This window comes from Thermococcus indicus, assembly GCF_006274605.1.
GTDB classification, from domain to species: domain Archaea; phylum Methanobacteriota_B; class Thermococci; order Thermococcales; family Thermococcaceae; genus Thermococcus; species Thermococcus indicus.
Genome location: NZ_CP040846.1, coordinates 367,338 through 387,288, shown reverse-complemented (window position 1 = coordinate 387,288; position 19,951 = coordinate 367,338). Strand labels below are relative to the sequence as shown.

At 51.7% G+C, this 19,951-nt stretch carries 22 protein-coding genes and 2 tRNA genes; 10 read left to right on the top strand and 14 right to left on the bottom strand.

The window, feature by feature from the left end:
• Nucleotides 1–28 precede the first annotated feature (28 nt).
• The 3 genes from FH039_RS01990 to taw3 are packed head-to-tail and all read left to right on the top strand — an operon-like array spanning nt 29 to nt 1,188.
• Nucleotides 29–250 (top strand): hypothetical protein, encoded by a 222-nt coding sequence (locus FH039_RS01990; RefSeq protein ID WP_139680017.1) that lies wholly within the window; start codon nt 29–31, stop codon nt 248–250.
• Nucleotides 238–570, top strand: a complete 333-nt coding sequence (locus FH039_RS01985; protein WP_139680016.1) for a PIN domain-containing protein — start codon at nt 238–240, stop codon at nt 568–570. The genes FH039_RS01990 and FH039_RS01985 overlap by 13 nt, the downstream gene beginning before the upstream one ends.
• Before the next feature lie 30 nt (nt 571–600).
• A complete protein-coding gene (taw3, locus tag FH039_RS01980; protein WP_139680015.1) occupies nt 601–1,188 on the top strand; it encodes a tRNA(Phe) 7-((3-amino-3-carboxypropyl)-4-demethylwyosine(37)-N(4))-methyltransferase Taw3 in 588 nt (195 codons plus the stop codon).
• 135 nt (nt 1,189–1,323) lie between these two features.
• On the opposite strand, the gene FH039_RS01975 is transcribed toward taw3, so the two are convergent.
• From FH039_RS01975 to FH039_RS01950, 6 genes are all read right to left on the bottom strand, one after another.
• A complete protein-coding gene (locus FH039_RS01975; protein ID WP_240703299.1) occupies nt 1,324–2,100 on the bottom strand; it encodes a hypothetical protein in 777 nt (258 codons plus the stop codon).
• A 105-nt stretch (nt 2,101–2,205) separates the two neighbouring features.
• Nucleotides 2,206–2,889 (bottom strand): multidrug transporter, encoded by a 684-nt coding sequence (locus FH039_RS01970; protein WP_139680014.1) that lies wholly within the window; start codon nt 2,887–2,889, stop codon nt 2,206–2,208.
• A complete protein-coding gene (locus FH039_RS01965; protein WP_139680013.1) occupies nt 2,873–3,754 on the bottom strand; it encodes an ABC transporter ATP-binding protein in 882 nt (293 codons plus the stop codon). The genes FH039_RS01970 and FH039_RS01965 overlap by 17 nt, the downstream gene beginning before the upstream one ends.
• A gap of 71 nt (nt 3,755–3,825) precedes the next feature.
• Nucleotides 3,826–5,463 carry a thermosome subunit beta gene (gene thsB / locus FH039_RS01960; RefSeq protein ID WP_139680012.1) on the bottom strand — a complete coding sequence of 546 codons (1,638 nt, stop codon included), beginning with the start codon at nt 5,461–5,463 and terminating at the stop codon, nt 3,826–3,828.
• Nucleotides 5,464–5,532: 69 nt separating this feature from the next.
• A complete protein-coding gene (locus FH039_RS01955) occupies nt 5,533–6,315 on the bottom strand; it encodes an anaerobic ribonucleoside-triphosphate reductase activating protein (RefSeq protein ID WP_139680011.1) in 783 nt (260 codons plus the stop codon).
• Between the two features lie 22 nt (nt 6,316–6,337).
• Nucleotides 6,338–8,182 (bottom strand): anaerobic ribonucleoside triphosphate reductase, encoded by a 1,845-nt coding sequence (locus FH039_RS01950; protein ID WP_139680010.1) that lies wholly within the window; start codon nt 8,180–8,182, stop codon nt 6,338–6,340.
• A 310-nt stretch (nt 8,183–8,492) separates the two neighbouring features.
• Between FH039_RS01950 and FH039_RS01945 the strand changes: the two genes are divergently transcribed.
• Nucleotides 8,493–9,518 (top strand): tetratricopeptide repeat protein, encoded by a 1,026-nt coding sequence (locus FH039_RS01945; protein WP_139681557.1) that lies wholly within the window; start codon nt 8,493–8,495, stop codon nt 9,516–9,518.
• Nucleotides 9,519–9,531: 13 nt separating this feature from the next.
• Here the strand turns inward: FH039_RS01945 and FH039_RS01940 are convergent, their stop codons facing one another.
• From FH039_RS01940 to FH039_RS01905, 8 genes are all read right to left on the bottom strand, one after another.
• A complete protein-coding gene (locus FH039_RS01940) occupies nt 9,532–10,275 on the bottom strand; it encodes a hypothetical protein (protein ID WP_139680009.1) in 744 nt (247 codons plus the stop codon).
• On the bottom strand, nt 10,250–11,206 hold the full coding sequence (locus tag FH039_RS01935; protein ID WP_240703249.1) for a MarR family winged helix-turn-helix transcriptional regulator: 957 nt from the start codon (nt 11,204–11,206) through the stop codon (nt 10,250–10,252). Before FH039_RS01935 ends, FH039_RS01940 begins: the two co-directional genes overlap by 26 nt.
• Before the next feature lie 162 nt (nt 11,207–11,368).
• Nucleotides 11,369–11,644: an elongation factor 1-beta gene (locus tag FH039_RS01930; RefSeq protein WP_014012768.1), complete on the bottom strand. Its 276-nt coding sequence runs from the start codon at nt 11,642–11,644 to the stop codon at nt 11,369–11,371.
• Between the two features lie 26 nt (nt 11,645–11,670).
• Entirely contained in the window at nt 11,671–11,850 is a 180-nt protein-coding gene (locus FH039_RS01925) for a zinc finger domain-containing protein (RefSeq protein WP_012572828.1), read from the bottom strand.
• A 143-nt stretch (nt 11,851–11,993) separates the two neighbouring features.
• Nucleotides 11,994–12,785 carry a type IV toxin-antitoxin system AbiEi family antitoxin domain-containing protein gene (locus FH039_RS01920; protein ID WP_139680008.1) on the bottom strand — a complete coding sequence of 264 codons (792 nt, stop codon included), beginning with the start codon at nt 12,783–12,785 and terminating at the stop codon, nt 11,994–11,996.
• 516 nt (nt 12,786–13,301) lie between these two features.
• Nucleotides 13,302–14,390, bottom strand: a complete 1,089-nt coding sequence (locus FH039_RS01915; RefSeq protein ID WP_139680007.1) for an AAA family ATPase — start codon at nt 14,388–14,390, stop codon at nt 13,302–13,304.
• A gap of 467 nt (nt 14,391–14,857) precedes the next feature.
• Nucleotides 14,858–14,935 (bottom strand) — tRNA-Ile (locus FH039_RS01910).
• 13 nt (nt 14,936–14,948) lie between these two features.
• A tRNA-Glu gene (locus tag FH039_RS01905) sits at nt 14,949–15,026 on the bottom strand.
• 469 nt (nt 15,027–15,495) lie between these two features.
• Here FH039_RS01905 and FH039_RS01895 point away from each other — a divergent pair.
• The 6 genes from FH039_RS01895 (at nt 15,496) to galU (ending at nt 19,869) form a co-directional block, all read left to right on the top strand.
• Nucleotides 15,496–15,681: an antitoxin family protein gene (locus FH039_RS01895; RefSeq protein WP_139680006.1), complete on the top strand. Its 186-nt coding sequence runs from the start codon at nt 15,496–15,498 to the stop codon at nt 15,679–15,681.
• A 66-nt stretch (nt 15,682–15,747) separates the two neighbouring features.
• Nucleotides 15,748–16,680, top strand: coding sequence for an S-layer glycoprotein N-glycosyltransferase AglJ (aglJ, locus tag FH039_RS01890; RefSeq protein WP_139680005.1), 933 nt, complete (start codon nt 15,748–15,750; stop codon nt 16,678–16,680).
• 98 nt (nt 16,681–16,778) lie between these two features.
• A complete protein-coding gene (pssD, locus tag FH039_RS01885; RefSeq protein WP_139680004.1) occupies nt 16,779–17,273 on the top strand; it encodes a PssD/Cps14F family polysaccharide biosynthesis glycosyltransferase in 495 nt (164 codons plus the stop codon).
• Nucleotides 17,270–17,668, top strand: coding sequence for a glycosyltransferase (locus FH039_RS01880; protein ID WP_139680003.1), 399 nt, complete (start codon nt 17,270–17,272; stop codon nt 17,666–17,668). Before pssD ends, FH039_RS01880 begins: the two co-directional genes overlap by 4 nt.
• Before the next feature lie 93 nt (nt 17,669–17,761).
• Nucleotides 17,762–19,045, top strand: a complete 1,284-nt coding sequence (locus tag FH039_RS01875) for a UDP-glucose dehydrogenase family protein (RefSeq protein ID WP_139680002.1) — start codon at nt 17,762–17,764, stop codon at nt 19,043–19,045.
• On the top strand, nt 19,042–19,869 hold the full coding sequence (galU, locus tag FH039_RS01870) for a UTP--glucose-1-phosphate uridylyltransferase GalU (protein WP_139680001.1): 828 nt from the start codon (nt 19,042–19,044) through the stop codon (nt 19,867–19,869). The genes FH039_RS01875 and galU overlap by 4 nt, the downstream gene beginning before the upstream one ends.
• Nucleotides 19,870–19,951 lie beyond the last annotated feature (82 nt).

The window sequence follows — 19,951 nt, the reverse complement described above, 5'->3', positions numbered from 1 at the left end:
AAAAACAAAAGTCCTAACAGGTGTTGAGATGGGCAAAATCATAACTCTTTCCGTTCCTGACTGGGTCGATGAGAAGAGGTTCAAGGAGGCCTTTATGAGGGCACTACTGGAGAGCACCCCTGAGAGACTGAGCATAGAGGAGCTCAGGAAGTTACTCGGAATTGAAGAGACCGAAGACGAAATTGAAGTTCCCAAAGAGGTTGAGAACGTAAGGAAAAAGGACAAGGAGCGGATTAAATGGCTGTCATAGACACAAACGTTGCCATAGAACGTCTCAGGAAGGGAGAGGAAATAGAGGAGAGCATAACTGGAGTTACCTTCGTGGAGTTTCCAAGAATTGTGAGATATTCCCGTTTCAAAGGGGATGTCCTGTTTCCAAATCTTGACGATTACCTTCTCGCCCACGAGCTTCAGGAAAAACTTCTCAAGAGGGGCAGTCCAAGGGGCTTTGCGGATTTACTCATAGCTGCCATCTGCATCAACCGGGGAGAGGAGTTAATAACATATGACTCTGATTTCGTGGAGATAGCCAAGATCTCCTCTCTAAGGCTGATTCTCCTTGAACGTTAAGCCTTTAAACTCCATCCACAACCCAAAATCATGTTCCTCCACACGAAGAACTTCGACGAGCAGAAGGCTAAAGCCATGGAGAGCCTTCGGAAGGCGCTGGCCGAGAATAAAGTGGACGAAGACATAGTTTCGCTGCTCGAAAAAATAAACGCGCTGGAGAACTACTTCACCACCTCCTCGTGCTCCGGCAGGATTTCGGTCATGGAGATGCCCCACTTCGGAGACAAGGTCAATTCCGTTTGGCTCGGCAAGTGGCACAGGGAGGTTTCCGTTGAGGAAGTCCTTGAGGCCATCGGGAGGCACCGCTCCGGCCAGCTCTGGTTCCTCGTGAGGAGTCCGATTCTGCACGTTGGCGCGCGAACCATGGATGATGCGGTTAGATTACTCAACCTCGCCATCGGACTGGGCTTCAAGTATTCCAGCATAAAGAGCGTGAGCCACAAGAAACTCCTCGTTGAGATACGCTCCACCGAGAGAATGGACGTTCCGCTCGGCGAAAACGGCGAGCTGTGGGTGAGCGAGGAGTACATCAAGAGAATCGTCGCCATTGCCAACTCCCAGGTGAGGCGCTTCAAGGGGAAGCTGAAGAGGCTGGAAGAAGAGATTGAGAAGTTATAACAACGCCACTTGCACCTAAGGAGAATGCATCTGGCTGTTATCAGGCCGGAAATTTTGGTAGTCATCTTCTGAGCCGGAACGCGCGGACGAAAATAGAACGCTTCCTCCCGGGCTCCATCTTAAATTCCCCAGCCTTTAACCTTTCAACAACTCCCAGAGGACGAAGAGCATGGCCATCGCAAGAGAGAGCAGAACAATCGTAAGGATTCTCCTCCCAACTCTGCGCGAGAGGTAAACTCCCAGAAAGCCAAACAGGGTGTTCAAAACCGAGAGAACCAAAAACCACTCGGCGTTCTTAACCACTGCATTGAACATTCTCAAAACATCTTCCGGGTAGTTTTTGGTTGAAACGTAAGAGGAAACAGCCCATATAACCGGAATCGCAATGGTCAAGGCAAGGGACGTTTTACCGACGAACTCAAAGGCATCCTCAGCCCTCTCGTTCCCAAGGAAGTAGAAGGGGAGAGCTAAAATCCACACCACCATCGTGGCGAAGACTGGATACATCGCCACCATAAGAAAAGCCAGGCCAACGAACGCCATTATGGCAAGAAAAACATCGTGAAAACCCAGGAGAAATGTACTGAAAATTCCCCAAAGAATGAGGTGATGGGCTACGCACTCCTGCACGTCGTGCTTCAGGTATCCTGAATCCCACGGCTCATTCCAGTGCTCCTCAAGAATCTCAAAAAGCCTTTTGATGTCCCTCTTGCTGTACCCGTGCTTCTCAAGTATTCGGGCGAGAAAGAAGGCTGTTGAAGCGATCGTGAGAAGGGAAAGAATAATTACCTCAAAGACCCACTCACGCGTCATGCCACCATATTTTATCCAGACGAAAGCAAAAAGGGGAACGCCAAGAACCATCGGGTAAACGACAATCTCACGGAAGACTCTCCACCTCACAGCGACCACCAAGAAGTTTTTTGCTAAATTGAAAAAATAAAACTCTTTAGGTCAAAGTACTAACAATGCACACAGTTGAGGACAAATCATCGGAGCTAAAACCGCCCACACGCATTACCCCTCAAGCCCTTTGAACCTGGCCAGGAAGATCAGGCCCGTAAGCCCCCAGAAGGCAGTCACGAGGAGATTCCCGGGATCGCCGTTCCCGTATATCAGCCGTGAGGCGCTCACCGTCGGGAGGAGCATGAGGACTCTGGCAAGGCCATCGGGCAGAACGCTCGGGGGATAGTAGACCGGCGGGAACACCGTGAGGCCGGTCACGAGTATGTTCGAGAGCCGCATCGTTCTAACCGACTCCTTTCCTCTAACGCCGAGGAGGAAGCCTATCCCCGCACCCCACAGCCAGAGAGATATTATTCCAAGAACCATTCCGGGGAGTGCCCGGACTCCAAGGCGCGTGAGGAGGAGAATCGTGAGGAGAAGGACGTAGGGCAGGGCAGGAACGCTCATCCCTATGGAAATTCCAAGGGGCTTCTTCCAGCCGCTTCCCGGGAGGGAGATGAGGATGTCGTAGAACCTCGAACGAGTCTTCATCCCGACCAGCTCTATTGCCAAATCCGCTACCCCGACCCCGACTATGAAGCTGACGACTGCTCCAGCCAAAGCAGTGTTCAAAAACCTGCCCCCGCTCACGACGTAGACTATGAAGATGAAGGAGAGCGGCTGGATGGCGAAGCTGATAAGGGAGAACCTTCCCCGTGTTAGGGCCCTCGCGTAGTACTCAACGATCCCCATCATCGAGACCACCCGCGATGAAAACGTCCTCTATTGTGAGTTCCTCAACTTTAAAGGGCACGCCGGCCTTTTCAAGGGCCTCAACGGCTTCTCTCTCCTCAGCTTTCGAGCGGGTGTAGATGTAGGCATTTCTCCCGGCCTTTTTGACGAGAAAGCCCTCAAGCTTAACGCCTCCAAAGGCGACAATCTTCGAGTGAAGTCCGCTCAGGTATTCCCGGGCTATCTCTTCAGGCCTTCCGAAGGCCCTCACTCGACCGCCCTTCAGGAGCAGGACGCGGTCGCAGACGCTCGATATCTCGTTGAGGTAGTGGCTGGTGAGGACTATCGTTGATTCTTCCGCCTTTTCCCGGAGAACCTCCCACAGCTTCAGCCTGTTCTCGACATCAAGGCCAACGGTCGGCTCGTCGAGGAAGTAGAGCTTGGCATCGGCCGAGAGAACCATGGCGAGAAGAGCCTTCCTGACCATGCCTCCCGAAAGGGTGGACATTGGCTCGTCTGAGTAGTCTATTCCGAAGAGCTTCATGGCGTCATCCGCAGTCCTTCTGGCTTCCTCCCTCCCGAGCCCCCTCATCCGGAGGTAGTGGTAGACGTAGTCCCTCGGGGTGAGCGTGTAGAAGTGGGCCTTAACGTCCTGGGGGAGGAGCGCGAAGAGGTCCTTTGCCTCGCAGGGCTTCTTCCCAAAAATCCTCACTTCACCGGAGTCGGGTTTCAGGAGACAGCTCAGAACCCTTATAAGCGTCGTCTTTCCCGCTCCATTCGGCCCGATTATTCCGACTATCTCGCCCTCCTGCACGGTGAAGGAAACGTCGCTGAGGGCTTTCTTTGAGCCGTACCATTTGGAGAGGTCCCTTACCTCAATGGAGGACATACAAGAAAAGTTCCCGTTGGACTAAAAATGCTTTTCGGAGGTATTTAAAGGAAAGAAGAAGTTAAAGGCCTTCAGTCAAGGTCGCCTCCGAAGTCGCTGCCTCCGCCCTCGCCGCCCTTGTCCTTCTCGAGCTTGCTGGCGGCGATGACGTCGTCGATCCTGAGGATCATTATTGCCGCCTCGCTGGCGCTCTTGATGGCCTGCTTGGTGACCCTGACCGGGGCGATGACGCCCTTCTCCATCATGTCGGCCGGCTCGCCCTCGAAGACGTCGACACCGATGGTCGGTCCCTTCTCCTTGTGCGCTGCTATGACCTTCACGAGGGTCTCGATCGGGTCGAGACCGGCGTTCTCGGCGAGAGTCCTCGGTATGACCTTAAGGGCCTCTGCAAAGGCCTCGATTGCGAGCTGCTCCTTGCCGCCGACCTCCTTGGCGTACTCGTCGAGCCTGATGGCGAGCTCGATCTCCGGGGCACCGCCCGCTGCCAGTATCTTGCCATCCTCGACGATGTCCTTGACGACCTTGACGGCATCTTCAAGCGCCCTCTCGACCTCGTCGACGACGTGCTCAGTGCCGCCGCGGATGAGTATGGTGACCGCCTTCGGATTCTTGCAGCCCTCGACGAATATCATGTTCTCTCCAGCCACTTTCCTCTGCTCAACGAGCTCGGCCTCGCCGAGGTCCTCGCTCGTGAGGTCGCGGACGTTGGTGACGATCTTTGCTCCGGTGGCTTTCGCGAGCTTCTCCATGTCGCTCTTCTTAACCCTCCTCACGGCGAGGATACCGTACTTGGCCAGATAGTGCTGGGCGAGATCATCAATACCCTTCTGGACGAAGAGGACGTTGGCCCCAACCTCCTTGATCTTATCAACCATCTCGCGGAGCATCTTCTCCTCCTGCTCAAGGAAGGCCTGGAGCTGCTCCGGGCTGGTGATCCTTATCTCGGCGTCGGTCTCGGTCTCCTTGACCTCAAGGGCCTCGTTGATGAGCGCTATCTTGGCGTTCTCGACCCTCTTCGGCATGCCGGGGTGGACAACTTCCTTGTCGATGACGACGCCCCTGATGAGCCTGGTGTCCCTGACGCTGCCGCCCTCCTTCTTCTCGAACTTGATGTTGTCGAGGTCGACCTTGTAGGTGCCGTCGATCTTCTCGGCGACCTGCCTGACGGCGTCAACGGCTATCTCGGCGAGGTACTCACGCTCCTCCTCGGCGGCCTTACCGGTGATGGAGGTGACCGCGGCCTTCTTGAGGATCTCGGCGTCCTCAACGTCGATCTCCCTGGCCATGTTGTCGAGTATCTCCTGGGCCTTCTCGGCGGCCAGGGCGTAACCCTTTATGATTATGCTCGGGTGGATGTTCTGGTCGAGGAGCTCCTCAGCCTTCCTGAGAAGCTCACCGGCGATGACGACAGCGGTAGTGGTTCCATCACCAGCCTCCTTGTCCTGGGTCTTGGCAACCTCAACCATCATCTTGGCAGCAGGGTGCTGGATGTCCATCTCGTCGAGTATGGTGGCACCGTCGTTGGTGATGACGATGTCTCCAAGGCTGTCGACGAGCATCTTGTCCATACCCTTCGGGCCGAGGGTGGTCCTAACGGTCTCGGCTATGATCCTCGCGGCGAGAATGTTCAGCCTCTGAGCGTCCCTACCAACGTACCTCTGGGTTCCCTCAGGCAGAATAACAACCGGCTGTCCAGCGAGCTGGGCCATCTCCTCCCACCTCCGCCCGTTTTTGTTTTTACAGATTGAGGACTTTTAGTTACAATTAGTGTTTCCGGTTTATGGTTCCTTTGGACTATTTATAAATTTTTTGGTCAAATCCCCTAACCCCCGTGGCGTTTCCCTGAGGAGTTCTCCAAAGCTGTTAACGTAAACGCCCACACCAAGCTCTTCGAGCTTCCTTTTGAGCTCCCCAACCTCCGCCCCCGGCCAGCAGTGCTTCGAGCACCATTCCTCGTCCCTCGGGTTCGTTAGGGGCTTCCCGACGAGGGGGTTCAGCACAACGTAGAAGTCCGTGCCCAGTCTCCTCAAACCCTCCTCAATGTGGGGCCACTGGTTGAGCCCCTTCGCCACGGGAATCCTGAGCTCAAGCGGGAGTCCGTAGTCGGATACCAGCTCAAGACCCCTCAGGAAGAGATTCCAGAGCCTCTCAGTAGCCCCGGTAGGGAGACCGTACAGCTCGGGCGGTGCTTTGAGGTCTGTGGCTACGTGGTCCACCAGGCCCGCACCAAGGAGTTTCTCAAGGGGCCCAATAATGGTCAGGTTCGTGTTAAGGCTTATAGGAACGTCCAAAAGCCTAACCTCTGCGAAAAGGGAGATTAACTCTCTCCACTGCATCAACGGTTCGCCGCCGGTAACATGAAAGTAGTCAACGAGAAAGACACCGGATTCTAGTTCATCGAGGAGGGTCCTCCTGTCGAGGGGGAAGCAGTCGAGGCCTTCAGCTATTGTCCAGTTGTGGCAGAAGGGGCACCTGAGGTTGCAACCGCAGAGCCAGAGGGTGAAGGTGACCTTTCCATGGACGTCCACCATGCTTACGCTCTTCCAGCCGCTCGTGAGCATTCAACCACCTCCAAAAAAGGAATCAGGAGGAGTAGTGCCTCCTCGTCCAGAACTCCCTCTTCCTGAAGGGGTTCCAGTTCCTGAGCGGGCGGTAGTAGCCTATTATCCTGCTCCATACCTCGACGTTCTCGCTTCCGCACCTTGGACAATGGGTGTAAAGACCCGTGGTTGAGTAGCCGCAGGAGTTGCAGACGGTTATTGCAGGAGTGTAGCTCCAGTAAACCAGCTCGGTTCTCATAAGTCTCTTCGTGAGCCTCGCCAGGGCCTCAGGGTCGGGCTCCTCCCCGAGGAAGATGTGCATCATAACTCCCCCTGTGAAGCTCCTCTGAACCCTCTCCTCAATCCTTATCCTGTCGGCCAGCTCAAGCGCACCGTAGTATGGGGCTATGCTCGTTGAGTAAATCGGGTTTTCCGGATCGCTGAGGTACTCCTTAAGCTCAAGAAACTCGCGCAGGTCCTTTATGGCGAGCTTTGCCGCGGCACTCTCACCGGGGACCTCCTCGACGTTCCAGGGCGTTCCGGTTTCCTTCATCCACTCCCTTGCCTTGGCCGTCGCGAACTCGACCATATCCTTCATGAGTTCAGCGGCTTTGAGCCAGTCCCTTCTGCTTCCTTCCTCCCAGAGCTTCGGCTTGTTGAGGTAAATCGAGGCAGCTTCCGGAAGGCCGAGGATTCCGACGGTGTTGAAGTGGCTGCTCGGAAACTCCTCAAGATAGAGGTGAATCATCTGGTACACCTGACGGTAGTTCGTTATCAGCCCCACGTAGCGCTCCCTGAACCAGTCCGTGGTCTTTTTCACGACTTCGAGGGTCCTCTCATACTCCTCCCAGAACCTGTCGTCGTCGCCCTTAGCTTTTAAGGCGAGCCGCGGCAGGTTCACGGTGGTGACGTTCACGGAGCCGGTGACGTCGGGCATCGCCCAGAGACCGCCAAAGCGCTGTCTCTCAACTTCATTTAGCCATTGCTCTTTAATACCACCCGTATTGAAGCTAAAAGCGTACATAAACTCGTTTTTATTGATATTTATGCGGCAGCACATCGCGTAGCTCGCGTCCGGATTCACAACGTTGGTGTTGAGCCAGTAGAAGCTCCCGCGCTTTGAAGCCGTCCCGAAGACGGCCTCGAAGACCTCCGGGTCGTTCCAGAGCATCTTTGCCGTAACCATCAGCGTTGGAATCGGGAAGGTGAAGGGCTGACCCAAAGCATCTCCCTCGCGCAGAACCTCGGTGAGGGCTATGAAGAACTCCTTGGCTTCCTTCTCGTACTCGCCGAGGGGCTCGACTTTTTTGCCATCGTAAACCGCGTGGTCGCCTTCGAGCATCTTCTTCGGAGCATCTAGAGTCACGGTGAAGTTGGTGAAGGGCGTCTGCATCCCGACCCTGCTCGGGTAGTTGAGGTTGTAAACCAGTCTCTGAATGTTCTGCCGTATCTTCCTCCTGTCGAGGCCCTCTTTCCTTATGAACGGCCCCGCGTACCACTCGACGCTTGAGAGGGCCTGGGCGCCGCTGAAGTAGTGCTGCATGGTTATGAGGTAGTTGGCTATGTGGTCAACGTAGGTGTCGAAGTGCTTTGCCGGCCTCGAAACTATCGTCGGGGTTTTGAGGCCCTTCTTAAGGAGTCTCGCCGTGCTGTGGCCGGTGCAGTAGGGGATGTAGAGGCTGTAGGGGAGCTTGTGGATGTAGATGTCACCCGAGAAGTGGGCCTCCCTTCCCCCCTCGAGAATCAGGGAGAGGCCCTCCTTCAGCGCCTCCTCCATCACGTAGGCGAAGAAACCCGTCGGGCCGGGGTATCGGTTGGCGTTCTCTAAAACGTCAAGACTGCTCCAGCCCGCGTACTCCTGAATGATGTCCTTTTTTACCGTCTCCATGGGCATCACCTGGATAAATTGTCCAGGTGTTTGGATTGGGTTCGTGGTCTATAACCCTTCCCCTTGAATTACTGGACATTTTATCCATAGCCACTGCAGGCAAACGGTTAAAATTCAAATTTTGTTCGAATATTTTGGTCGAAAGGCAATCAAAATGACAACGAATGTGGATACCTCGGGTTAATGTGCCAGATAACTGTCGCATGTTCAAACAAGACAGCCAAATTATGACGAAATTCAGTGAGGTCCCACCGAGGGGATAGCATAGCTTTTTAACCCGTTCGGCGAACCTAAACCCGGTGATGTGAAAATGGGCGACATCAAGGCCGAATGGGAGAATGCCCTCACCGCGAAGGACTGTGAGAGGCTCCTGGAGCTCTTTGACGATTACATTGAGGCCATCGAAGATGAGGAGGTTCTCAGGCGCGAGCTGGGGAGGCTTGAGGGGGTTGTTGTCGACTGCGATGATCCCTACGAGCTTGTCCATGAGATAGCCCACGTCTACGCGCACCTTGATGATACCGATGCGGGGATATGGCTTTACAGGAGGATAGCCGAGAGGAGGAAGGACGACCCGGAGGAGTACGCGACGGCTCTCTACTACCTGGCCGATGCCTACGAGCACTTCGGCATGCCGGAGAAGGCGATAGAGACCTACGAGGAGCTCCTCAAGCTGGAGGAGGAAGTCCTCAAGAACGAGAGGGAGATAGCGCTTACGCTGGCCAACATTGCGGTGAACTACGACGAGATTGGCGAGACCGAGAAGGCTATAAAGCTCATGGAGCGCGCGAGGGAGATCTTCGAGAGGCTCAACGACGAGAAGAACCACATGATAAGCCTGCTCGACTTGGCGCACTTCAGATACGAGCTCGGCGACTACGATGCTGCAGAGGCGCTGATAGGAGAGGTTCTCAGGAAACCCCGGGAGGACGAGATAGAGGTCAATGCCAGGCTGGTGGAGGCGGAGATATTCGCGGGCAGGGAGGAGTACGGAAAGACCTTCAGGGCCATAAGGGACGCGCTCCTTAAGGCCGTCGATACGAGCGACGAGATTTTCGGCCTCGTCTTTGACACGTTGGTTGACTTCATAGAGGGGCTCTTCAACGAGGGTTCCTACGGCGTTGTAGCGGAGAACATGGAGGCCTTTGCAGAGCTCTTTGAGGACGATACGGTGTACTTCTTCAGAGCCATAGGAGAACTGGCGCGGTGGAAGGCTGGAGAAGAGGGTGCGAAGGAGCGCTTTGATGAGCTGTATTCCAGGGTGGAGAACGAGGAGTTAAAAGCTATACTCGACGAGTGGAAGAGGCCGAAGCTGAGTTTGAGCTTGGGGCTCTGAGTTTCTTTTTCATTTAAACAAAAGAGAGCTCCAGCTCCTTAATAAACTTATCCAAGGCCCTGCTTCTGAGTCCTTTTTCCGCGAGTATCTTTCTGAGGATCACCGCCTTCTCGTGAAGAAGCCCCACAAGCCATTCAAATCTCTCCGGCTCAATGATCGTTCTTTGATGATTAAGCTCACCAAGCATTACCTCAAAATCAACACCATGCTCAAGCAGGCGAAGCAGATCATCAACGTCCTTGGCTCTGCCGAGAGAGGTAACTCCTTTGAACAGGAAAATGTCCTCAAGGGACACCAGCCTAACCTTAAGGGTTTCGAAATCCTCAAACTCGCCGGGAAGTACCGAGCGGTTTTTCATACCCTCCGACAGTGTGAGCCCTCTTAGGACTCTCTTCACAAAGACATCCATGTTGAAATCACGCATCTCCGGGTCAAGCTTTTTATAAACCGAAACGGCCCCCAGTTTAACTTTGTATCCGTGCTCAACCGTCTTCACGTAGATAACCCTGACACCCGGGCCCACTTTAAGTTCAGGCGAGGGATTCGTAAGAACTTCATCAAGGGACCCCAGAACTCGAACGTTCTCGACCACTACATCTACGTCTGCAGTGGCGTCTTTTATGCCCCTCAAAGCAAGATTGCCACCACCTATAAGGTAAAGCCTTATTTCCTCGGGAATAACTCCCCGAGAGGCCAATAGAGTTGCTTTCTCGTCCAGCAGGGCAAACTCTTCAACCAATCTTTCCCTCGTTATCATTTTTGGGGCCTCCAAAGTACTGACGGCAGAGCTCCTCAACTTCATCCCTGGAAGGGAACGGATAGCCTTTCTCTTTTCCGCCAAGATACTCAATAATATCGTCAACGACTCCGAGGACATCAAACTTAATGGCCAGACGTCTGAGCCGCTCAACGTTAAATCCTCTGACCTTTAGGATGGTTACGACGTAGAGGAGCTCCCTCGCGCCAGCTCCAACTGCCAGTGTATGAACAATGACCTCTTCGAGCGTTATCTCCCTGGAAGGCCAGTAATAGTGGTAAACTCCCCCTGAGATTACGCTGAGACCATAGCTTGAAAAGCGGGAGAGGCCGGTAAGCTGGAAGGAATCTACCGCCAAGCCCTTGAAGCTTCTCGTAGCAAGGATGAACTCATTAACGCCGTTCCAGAGGATTACCGAATCATGGCTGAAGCTCTTTGCCTTTATTGAGTTCTGCAGGCGAAAGTATTCGTCGGCGAACTCTTTGACGAGAGAAAACCGTTCCGCAATAAAGTACCCCTTCTCGTTTTTCCCGACGATGAGCCTTTCCATCAGCTCCGTTAGGACGTGGTGCACTGTGTAGCGGTTAACGTTGGATCTCAGGGAGATTTCCCACACCGGCCTAGGCTCCTCAACGGCCATTCCGCCTATGACCTTAAGCTTTCTACCTGCCAAGAGAGAGATGGAGTCAACATGGGGAAACCTCGTTAGAAGCTCGTGGAAGAGTTCAAGGGGCTTGGAGCTGGAAGGAATGAGTAGAATCTCCTTTCCGTCTTTCTGCCGCTCAATAAGGCCCTTTCGTTCTAGGGAACGGGCGATTATCGAAAGGCGAGAGCGGGAAACCCCGAGCTGCCCAGAGAGTTCTTTGAGAGTGGTCGGCCCATGCAGGACTGAGAGAACCCTGAGCTCTGCCCTGGTTAGCATGCTAACCATCGTGCCAAAATTGTTAAAGGTTTTATAAAAACTTTTTGATTTTTGGCACATTACCTCGGAATGAGGACACCATCCAACAGCGTTCATAACAAGCAATGGTAGATACTGCGAGTACAGAACAGGAAAACAGCAACTATCCAAATCAAAGGAAGAGAAGAGAATTCAGATCCTCGAGACGGTCTCAACTTCCGCGCTCTCGACGTTCTCGACCTCGCGGAAGAGGTCGGCGACGGCGTCGTAGGAGTAGCCCTCCTCGTCCCTTCCGAGGACGTAGAACTTGAGGGCGACGAGACCGAAAGCTATGGGCTCGCGCTCGACCTTGGCGAGGCCGAACTTCTCGGGGATGACAGCTTTCAGCTTCTCCTCGAGCTCGTCGAGGTTGACATCCGGATCGGTCGGCATGACCTTAATGACACCAACGAGGTTGAAGTCGCTCATCTTTTTCACCTCCAAATCAGCCTAACTCACGGCCCCTCCCAGCCGCACTTGGGGCACTTGTAGGGGACTGAGAGGACCCTGCAGCTTTCGCAGCGCCAGATTATCTCCTCGCCGCAGTTCGGGCAGACGAAGTGAGTGGCGTGCTCCCTAGGGGTTATCTCCTTTCCGCATGATGTGCATACGGGTATCTCGAACTTGGCTTCCACTGCGAACACCTCCAAGAAAGGTGGTTTTAATCACTGGTGGGCATTGCGGGGGTTGGCTTATAAACCTTTCTCTGGGGAAAGGCGCGAACTACAATGAAAGCACTCGACCCAGTTCTTCAATTCTGAGCTTCAAAATTTCCGTATCATCCATAGACCCACCCCAGTATCTTTTCCTTTCCAAGGTTGTCTATCACTTTCCACCCCCCAATGCCCCTTCCGCAGGAGGGAAAAGTTGGAACGAGCTTCGTCCAGCTTTTAACCCTGCCCCTTAGATAGTCAAGAACTCTCTCTGGGATGTCGACCCCCAACTCGTCCTTGAGGAGCTCCAGAACGTAGCCAGTCCTTTGGCAGAGGGAGTCGCTGGCAAAGCGTTCGAAGTAGCTCAAGAATTCATCCCAGTCGAGTTTTTCGGCCTCGTAGAGGGCCTTGGTTATCTCGGGGTAGCCTCCGCAGTATCTCGGCTTGTAGAAGCAGTCGAAGAAAGTCTTTGCAAGGGTGGAAGTGTAAACTCCATCCTTAAGCGTCATTCCTGTGGCCTTTTCCCCCAAGGCAATGGCCTTGATCGTGTACTCCCCAACGGCCCTCTCACCGGATTTTCTCGGTGTGGCCACGAATATTGTGAACGGCTCGTAGTCGAGTAGGTCGTAAAGTCTCAGGGCGGAAGAGAAGGCTATGTATCCCGGGAATATGGCGAGGGCTATCCTGTAAGGGTTTTTTATTGAGGGCTTTCCAGGATGTTCATTGACGAGGTAGAGGCCTTTCTTCAGCCTTGTGAGGTAGCCCTTTTTCGAGAGGCTCCAAAGGACCTTTTTAAGCATTCCCCTACTGAGACCGGGAAGGAGCTCTCTAATCTCGTCAGCACTCACAATATCCGCTCCCCGTATCACCCTCATTATGTCCTGTTCAGTTTTTGTGAGGTAGTAATTTTTCTGCATATAGTGACCATTATAGTAACTTTCTTAATAAAATTTTCGGGAGAGGTTAAAGGGATGGACACTACACAATTCTTGATACGGTGGAATGCAGGGGCTTCGCCCCTGCAAGAAACTTTGTCTGCGCAAAGTTTCATCAAAGTTCGTGTGTCCTCGTTGATGGTCTTCTCCAAAGGGTTTATCCACATAACATTCACTCTCACATGGTTTCACTCCAACAGCGCCCTCCGGGCGCTAAAACAATAGGAAAACCAAAAACAAAATTGACTTATTGAAATAAAACCCAGTCAAAACTCTCAAATCTTAATAGAAGACACACAAATTCACTTTAGCAGATTACGCAGTTAAGACTTTTGGTCAACCTTTGCCCGGCAAAGGTTGCTGGGGGGCTAACGCCCCCACACCCCAGAGGTTTACCTTATCTCCCCTGTTCTTTAGGGAGGACATCCCCAGTGGTGCATGTTCTCGGAGAAATGAGAGGTCCCCCATTATGGGGGACGTCCAAAATAGTACATACTCTCACATTCTCCTGAAGACTCGGTACATAACCGGATCAGGGATTCTATACTTTCCGTACCCAATCGTCTCCACGAAGCCATAGTCCATTAGCTTTGATAAGTACCCCCTTATTGCCTTTTCATCCATTTTCTCCCCCAATTCCTCCTCAACAAGTCCCTTTATCCTCTCCCACCTTGCATAACCCTTTCCTTCGCTCAGCCGTGCTATCGCCCTTACCACAACACGATAACGAGGAGAGAGCTTGTCCAACTCTTCAAACTCCGTTTGCACGTACTTCATGGCCTTTTCCAAAACCTTCTCAATGGCTTCTTCATTAGTAAGCCCATCAATTCTGTGGGCCCCATAGTGAACAAGCCACCCTGGAACCCCATCGAGAGTGTTCACCACCGGAAGGAGTTCCCGCTCGTTCACGTCGATCCCGTACTCCTCAAAGCCCCTCCTCAGGAACTCAAGGCTCTCCGAGGGGTTGAAGCGCGGTAAGCTTATCCTCACCTCGTACCTCCCGAAAAGAGGGGAGTCCCCCTCATCAAGGCGAAGGAAGTTCTCAAGAACGCCCACCTGGGAGCCAGTAAACACGAGCACTATGTTGTGAAGGCTGTCAAGAACCCATGCAAAGAGCTTTGTGAGGTCTTCATTCGAAAAGCGGAGGTATTGGGCCTCATCAAAGGCTATCACAGCGAGCTCGTTCCCCTCGTTTATCGCCGAGAGAACATCTATGATGTCAAAGCCCTTTTCCTGCAGCTCAACTTCAATGCCGCTGATTCTGATCCCTTTTATCCTTGAGATTACACCCCCAACGAAGCCCTTCCTCGCGATAGCTTTGTACAGACGCTCGGCAATGACCCTCTGCGGGTACTTTGAGTTTAGGGATGTGGCGGCCCTCGCGTCAATCACGGCGTATGGAATACCGTACTCCTTTTCAAGCTCGTTGAGCGCGGCGTAGAGAAAGCTCGTCTTTCCTATCCTGCGCGGCCCGGTGATTATGAAGAAGTTCCTCCTCTTCTCGATAGCGTCAAGAAAGCTCAAATACTCCGCTCTTCTCCCGAACAGTTCGTCAATTGACGTCTTTGGCTGGACATCAAACAACATGTCTGGACACACCCCATTATGGGGGATGTCCAAAGATGTATATAAGAGTTGCGGGGCTTAACCGTCAATAAACCTCTCAATCGTATCTTTCATCCAGGACTCATCCTCGCCATTGAAGATTCATACAGAGGTGGAACACATGAGGAAATAGGTACAGTGAAGCGAACGAACCTTTGGGAAAAGGCTCGCGAAAAGAGTTAAACCCTCATTTCCAAGCTTAGGACACAGACATTCCCATCCAAAAGTAATCATTAAAATAGTAGTGAATTCCAGCCAATTGCCCATATAAATTTGAGTTCAACTTTTTTAGACGCCCGAAGGGCGTCGAGTGTGAGAAAGCTCCATAGCAAAAGCCTTTTTCAGGGATTCCATCAGTGAGGGCCATAATTCGAGAATCACAATCGAGCGATAGCACTTTAGAAAGAGCTACGAACTTTGATGAAACTTTGCTTGCGCAAAGTTTCTTGTGGTGGGCCCGCGGGGCTTCGAACCCCGGACCTCCCGCTTATCAGGCGGGCGCTCTGACCAGGCTGAGCCACGGGCCCAGGAGAAGGATTCTGGTGCCCCGGCCGGGATTTGAACCCGGGTCGCGGGATCGAGAGTCCCGCATGATTGACCGGGCTACACCACCGGGGCGTGTCCGAGATTAGGGAGGCGGGAGGGTTTAAAAAGTTTTCGGTCGAGTCAGGAGGTCGCGGCCCAAGATGGTCACCAGACGCAAAATGGAACAGAGCGGGGAGCCCGGCTATTTACAAAACACACAACAGAACATCGAAGGCGATAGCCGTTACAATTTATACCACTCCCTGCCGATTTAACAAAGACTAACGCCCCTTGTACAAACCGGAGTACCCACGATGGTTAGAAAGATTTAAGAGCAAAATCCCAATAATACGCGATGGAACCTGCAGGGTGATGCAGTAATCCCCAGAATGATTTAAATCACAGACCATGGGGACGGTGTAACAAGGAAACCGGTGAAAATCATGGTGCAGGGGATTTTGGTGGTGATTCCAGCTTACAACGAGGAGCTGACGATCGGGTCAGTCGTTGCCCTCGCCAGGAAGTACGGGGATGTTTTGAAAATGGACTCGAGGTGGCGGCTTTGGAGAGAATTGAGGTGGTTTACAGGGACGGGGTCTTTGTCCCCCTAAAGAAAGTCCACGTCAGGGAGGGAGCGCGGGGGGTTGTTATTCTAACTTCCGGCGAGGAACTCGTGGAATTCGCCAGAAAGCACAGAAAGAAGGTTCAAGAGGATGCCCTGGTGACTTTCCTGGAGGAAAGACGATGATAGTCGTTGATGCCGAAGTGATGACTTAGAACCGTTCCGCCATAGGGGGCGAGGAGGTCCTGAATAATGGAGCGCGTAATTACTCCCCAGGATGTTACAATCCTGATTCCAACGAAGAACGAGGAGGACGGCATCGGGTGGGTTATTGATGAGTTCAAAAAGCTGGGCTATAATAACATTCTAGTCATAGATGGCCACAGCACGGACAGAACCAGAGAAATCGCCAAAGAGAAGGGTGCCATGGTCGTGCTCCAGACTGGAAAGGGGAAGGGACAGGCCGTTGCTGAGGCATTTAAGCTCATTGATACGGATGTCGTCGTTATGATTGACGGCGATGGAACCTACGACCCGAACGATATTGAGATGGTGCTTGAGCCAATACGAAGAGGAATCGCGGACCACATAATAGGCAACAGGCTAATCAACTTTGAGAAAGGAGCTTTTACCAGGTTGAACTTGATAGGCAACAAGATCTTCAACGCCCTCTTCCGCTTTATGTATGGCGTTGAGGTTCACGACCTGCTTACCGGCTACAGGGCGCTGACGAAGGAGTTATATAAAAATGTGGAACTGGAGAAGCACGGCTTTGAGGTGGAGACAGAATTAACGGTTGAAACGATAGCGAAAGGTTTCAGAATAGCAGAGGTTCCAATAAACTACTATAGAAGAAAGGGCAAAGCAAACCTCCACCCGATAAAGGACGGCTTCCACATAGGGAAGACGATAATTGAACTGCTGGTGAGGTACAACCCGGGGAGGTACCTCTACCTGCTCGGCTTTCTGTCGCTCCTTATTGGCCTTGTGATGGGGGTATATGTTGTCCGGGAGTGGCAGAGGGGAGTGACCCACTACCTCATGGCGCCGCTGACGTCGATGTTTGTGATCACTGGGGTTAACATGGTGATCTTCGGGTTCATCATGGGGTACATCTTCAAGAGCATGGCGGATTTGAAGAGGGAGATACGGGAAGTAGGGTCGAAAACAAAACCCCTGGAGTAAGACATTATGGAGGCGAAACCTATGAAAATCTCAGTCCTCGGTCTCGGGTACATAGGCCCAAAGATGGCACGGTAACTACCTAGTTGTGGGGGGGCATTATGAAACTACTTGCGGCATGCGAGAGTGGAGGGCATCTGACCCAAATGATCCACATATTAAAGCAGATTAAATTAACCAAAAAAAGCGACCTTAATGTTGTCCTTGTTACAGAAGACAGCACTAGAACTCGGGATTCGGGTGATGATATCTTCGTCAAGGTGTACCTCCTGGAAATGAGCAAACATAAAAACAAGTATCTAAGATACCTCCATGCGTTCAGTCCATCCGTCTTTTTTGAAATCGCCAAAATCTTGAAAAAAGAGCGTCCAGAGGTGATTTTATCCACTGCAGGATGGGTTTCTATTCCCACATTTATCCTTGCGAAACTTGTGTTTAGGATACCGACGATTTACATACATTCCTGGTCAAGAGTTACAAAAAAGTCAGACAGTGGGAGAATTCTATATTATCTTTCAGACATCTTCATAGTTCAGTGGCCACAACTTTTAGAGAAGTACGGCAAGAAAGCAAAATACTTTGGAGGGATCCTATGATCTTTGTAACCGTAGGAAATTCAAACATAGGATTTGAGAGATTAATAAAGGCTATGGATGCACTCGCACCTAAATTGCCCTATGAAGTTATAATGCAGATTGGGTCAAGTTCCTATATACCCCAAAATTGTGAATGGTTCAGATATGCCAGTTATGAGGCAATGATGGAGTATTTCAAAAAGGCAGATGTAATAATAACTCATGCGGGGGCTGGAACAATCCTTGACATTTTGCTCCTAGGCAAAACACCCATAGTAGCCCCTCGTCTAAGAAAATTTAAAGAACATATAGATGACCATCAACTGGAGATTTACAAGAGCCTTGGAACAGCAAGGGCTGGTAATACCAGTATACGAAATAAAACATCTTGGGCAGGCAATATTGGATGCCCTTGAGTTAAACGCTAAGCCAAGACCGGTAAGAGCTTATTCCCCCCGGCTGATAAGAATTCTAACTGAGAGGATTGCTTCTGGAGGAGGTGTGCCGATATGAAGATTTCGGTGATTGGTTCTGGCTATGTTGGCCTTGTGACAGGCACGGGCTTCGTCAAGCTCGGAAACGAGGTAATCTTCGTGGACGTTGATGAGAGGAAGGTCGAGATGATAAACAACGCTCAGCCCCCGATCTACGAGGAGGGCCTCGAAGAGTTAATGAAACAATTCAAAGGCAAGTATCACGCGACAAAAGACTACCGCAAGGCAATTCTAAACTCTGATGTCACTTTCATCTGCGTTGGAACACCATCAAGAGAAGACGGTTCAATCGACTTAACCTATGTTAAACAAGTTGCCAAGGAACTTGGGAAAGCTTTAAGAGAAAAGAAAAACTACCACGTTGTCGTCGTCAAGAGCACTGTCCTTCCAGGCACCACTGAGGAGATTGTGAAACCAATTCTCGAGAATTATTCTGACAAGAAGGCCTTTCAGGACTTTGGACTTGCCATGAACCCTGAATTTCTCCGCGAGGGCATTGCGCTGAGTGATTTCCTCAACCCGGACAGGATTGTGATTGGAGTTCAGGATGAGAGGGCAAAGAGAGTTCTTGAAGAGCTTTATGCTCCTATAAACGCTCCAAAGCTCTTCACGGACATTAAAACCGCCGAAATGATTAAGTACGCTTCGAATGCTTTTTTAGCCACAAAAATAAGCTTCGCCAACGAGATTGGAAACATCTGCAAGAAACTCGGCATAGACTCGTGGAAGGTGTTTGAAGGAGTTGGCCTCGACCACAGGATTAGTCCCCACTTCTTCAGGACTGGAATTGGCTGGGGCGGCTCCTGCTTCCCGAAGGATACAAGGGCACTCATTAGGAAGGCCGAAGAGCTTGGAGAGGAGCCTTTAATCCTAAAGGCCGTCGTTGAGGTAAACGAGAGGCAGCCTTTGAAGCTAATCGAGCTTCTCAAGAAGCACATCCCTGAGTTGAAGGGAAAAACTATTGGTGTCCTTGGACTGGCCTTTAAGCCGGACACGGATGATGTTAGGGAGACGAGGGCCCACGTGGTGGTTAAAAAGCTGCTCGAAGAGGAGGCAAGGGTTATTGCTTACGACCCGCAGGCGATGGAGAATTTTAAGAGGTTTTACCCGGATGTCGGCGAGAATATTGAGTACGCGAGTTCTGGTGAGGAAGTCCTGAATAGGAGTGACGCAGTCCTCATCGTGACCGAGTGGAGTGAGTTTGAGGAGCTGGATTATTCTGGAAAGATTGTAATTGACGGGAGACGTGTGAGAAAGGCTGAAGAAACGGCAAAAGTCTATGAGGGGGTGTGCTGGTGAGGATTAGAAAGGCCGTCATTCCGGCGGCTGGCTTGGGAACGAGAATGCTCCCAATAACGAAATCAATGCCAAAGGAAATGCTACCTGTGGGCACTAAGCCCGTCATTCACTACGTGGTTGAGGAGGCCATCAGGGCGGGTATTGATGACATCCTAATCATAACTGGGAAGGGCAAGAGGGCGATAGAGGATTACTTCGACAGGAACTTTGAGCTGGAGTACTACCTAAAAGAGCGGGGCAAAGATAGGGAGCTGAGGGTTGTTGAAGAGATAGGGGAGATGGTTGATATTTATTATGTTAGGCAGAAGAAGCCCTTAGGTCTCGGGGATGCTATAAGGTATGCGGAAAAACATGTGAACGGAGAACCTTTCGCGGTTCTCCTTGGAGATGATATAGTCACAAGCGAAAAACCCGCGATGAAACAGATGATGGACGTCTATTCAAGGTTCAAGTGTACCGTGTTGGGAGTCGAGAAGGTTGCTTGGAAAGATGTTGAGAAATATGGGATTATTTCTGGAAACCAGATTGAAGATGGTATCTATGAGGTCAACAACCTAATAGAAAAACCTAAAAGAGGGGAAGCCCCAAGCAACGTGGCAATAATTGGAAGATACATCCTTGAGCCGGAGATATTCGATGCATTGAGGGAAGTTCCCCCCGATTCCAGAGGAGAGGTACAACTCACAGACGCACTGGGATTGCTGTTACGTAAAGGACAACGGATAGTTGCAAAAGAAGTCTTGGGACAAAGATATGACGTTGGGACACTGGAAGGGTGGTTAAGGGCTAACATGGAACTTGGGAAACGAGGTGGGATTCAATGAAAATCCTAACAATCGCCCCGTTCTATAGATTTTTTATCAAGGATTTTACAGAAATGCTTCTTCCGCGAAAGATTGAGTTATC

What these genes read in the sequence shown, in the direction of transcription:
- FH039_RS01990 (WP_139680017.1), top strand. Translation starts at nt 29, where the DNA reads ATGGGCAAAATCATAACTCTTTCCGTTCCTGACTGGGTCGATGAGAAG.
- FH039_RS01985 (WP_139680016.1), top strand. Translation starts at nt 238, where the DNA reads ATGGCTGTCATAGACACAAACGTTGCCATAGAACGTCTCAGGAAGGGA.
- taw3 (WP_139680015.1), top strand. Translation starts at nt 601, where the DNA reads ATGTTCCTCCACACGAAGAACTTCGACGAGCAGAAGGCTAAAGCCATG.
- FH039_RS01970 (WP_139680014.1), bottom strand. Translation starts at nt 2,889, where the DNA reads ATGATGGGGATCGTTGAGTACTACGCGAGGGCCCTAACACGGGGAAGG.
- FH039_RS01965 (WP_139680013.1), bottom strand. Translation starts at nt 3,754, where the DNA reads ATGTCCTCCATTGAGGTAAGGGACCTCTCCAAATGGTACGGCTCAAAG.
- thsB (WP_139680012.1), bottom strand. Translation starts at nt 5,463, where the DNA reads ATGGCCCAGCTCGCTGGACAGCCGGTTGTTATTCTGCCTGAGGGAACC.
- FH039_RS01955 (WP_139680011.1), bottom strand. Translation starts at nt 6,315, where the DNA reads ATGCTCACGAGCGGCTGGAAGAGCGTAAGCATGGTGGACGTCCATGGA.
- FH039_RS01950 (WP_139680010.1), bottom strand. Translation starts at nt 8,182, where the DNA reads ATGGAGACGGTAAAAAAGGACATCATTCAGGAGTACGCGGGCTGGAGC.
- FH039_RS01945 (WP_139681557.1), top strand. Translation starts at nt 8,493, where the DNA reads ATGGGCGACATCAAGGCCGAATGGGAGAATGCCCTCACCGCGAAGGAC.
- FH039_RS01940 (WP_139680009.1), bottom strand. Translation starts at nt 10,275, where the DNA reads ATGATAACGAGGGAAAGATTGGTTGAAGAGTTTGCCCTGCTGGACGAG.
- FH039_RS01935 (WP_240703249.1), bottom strand. Translation starts at nt 11,206, where the DNA reads ATGGTTAGCATGCTAACCAGGGCAGAGCTCAGGGTTCTCTCAGTCCTG.
- FH039_RS01930 (WP_014012768.1), bottom strand. Translation starts at nt 11,644, where the DNA reads ATGAGCGACTTCAACCTCGTTGGTGTCATTAAGGTCATGCCGACCGAT.
- FH039_RS01920 (WP_139680008.1), bottom strand. Translation starts at nt 12,785, where the DNA reads ATGCAGAAAAATTACTACCTCACAAAAACTGAACAGGACATAATGAGG.
- FH039_RS01915 (WP_139680007.1), bottom strand. Translation starts at nt 14,390, where the DNA reads ATGTTGTTTGATGTCCAGCCAAAGACGTCAATTGACGAACTGTTCGGG.
- aglJ (WP_139680005.1), top strand. Translation starts at nt 15,748, where the DNA reads ATGGAGCGCGTAATTACTCCCCAGGATGTTACAATCCTGATTCCAACG.
- pssD (WP_139680004.1), top strand. Translation starts at nt 16,779, where the DNA reads ATGAAACTACTTGCGGCATGCGAGAGTGGAGGGCATCTGACCCAAATG.
- FH039_RS01880 (WP_139680003.1), top strand. Translation starts at nt 17,270, where the DNA reads ATGATCTTTGTAACCGTAGGAAATTCAAACATAGGATTTGAGAGATTA.
- FH039_RS01875 (WP_139680002.1), top strand. Translation starts at nt 17,762, where the DNA reads ATGAAGATTTCGGTGATTGGTTCTGGCTATGTTGGCCTTGTGACAGGC.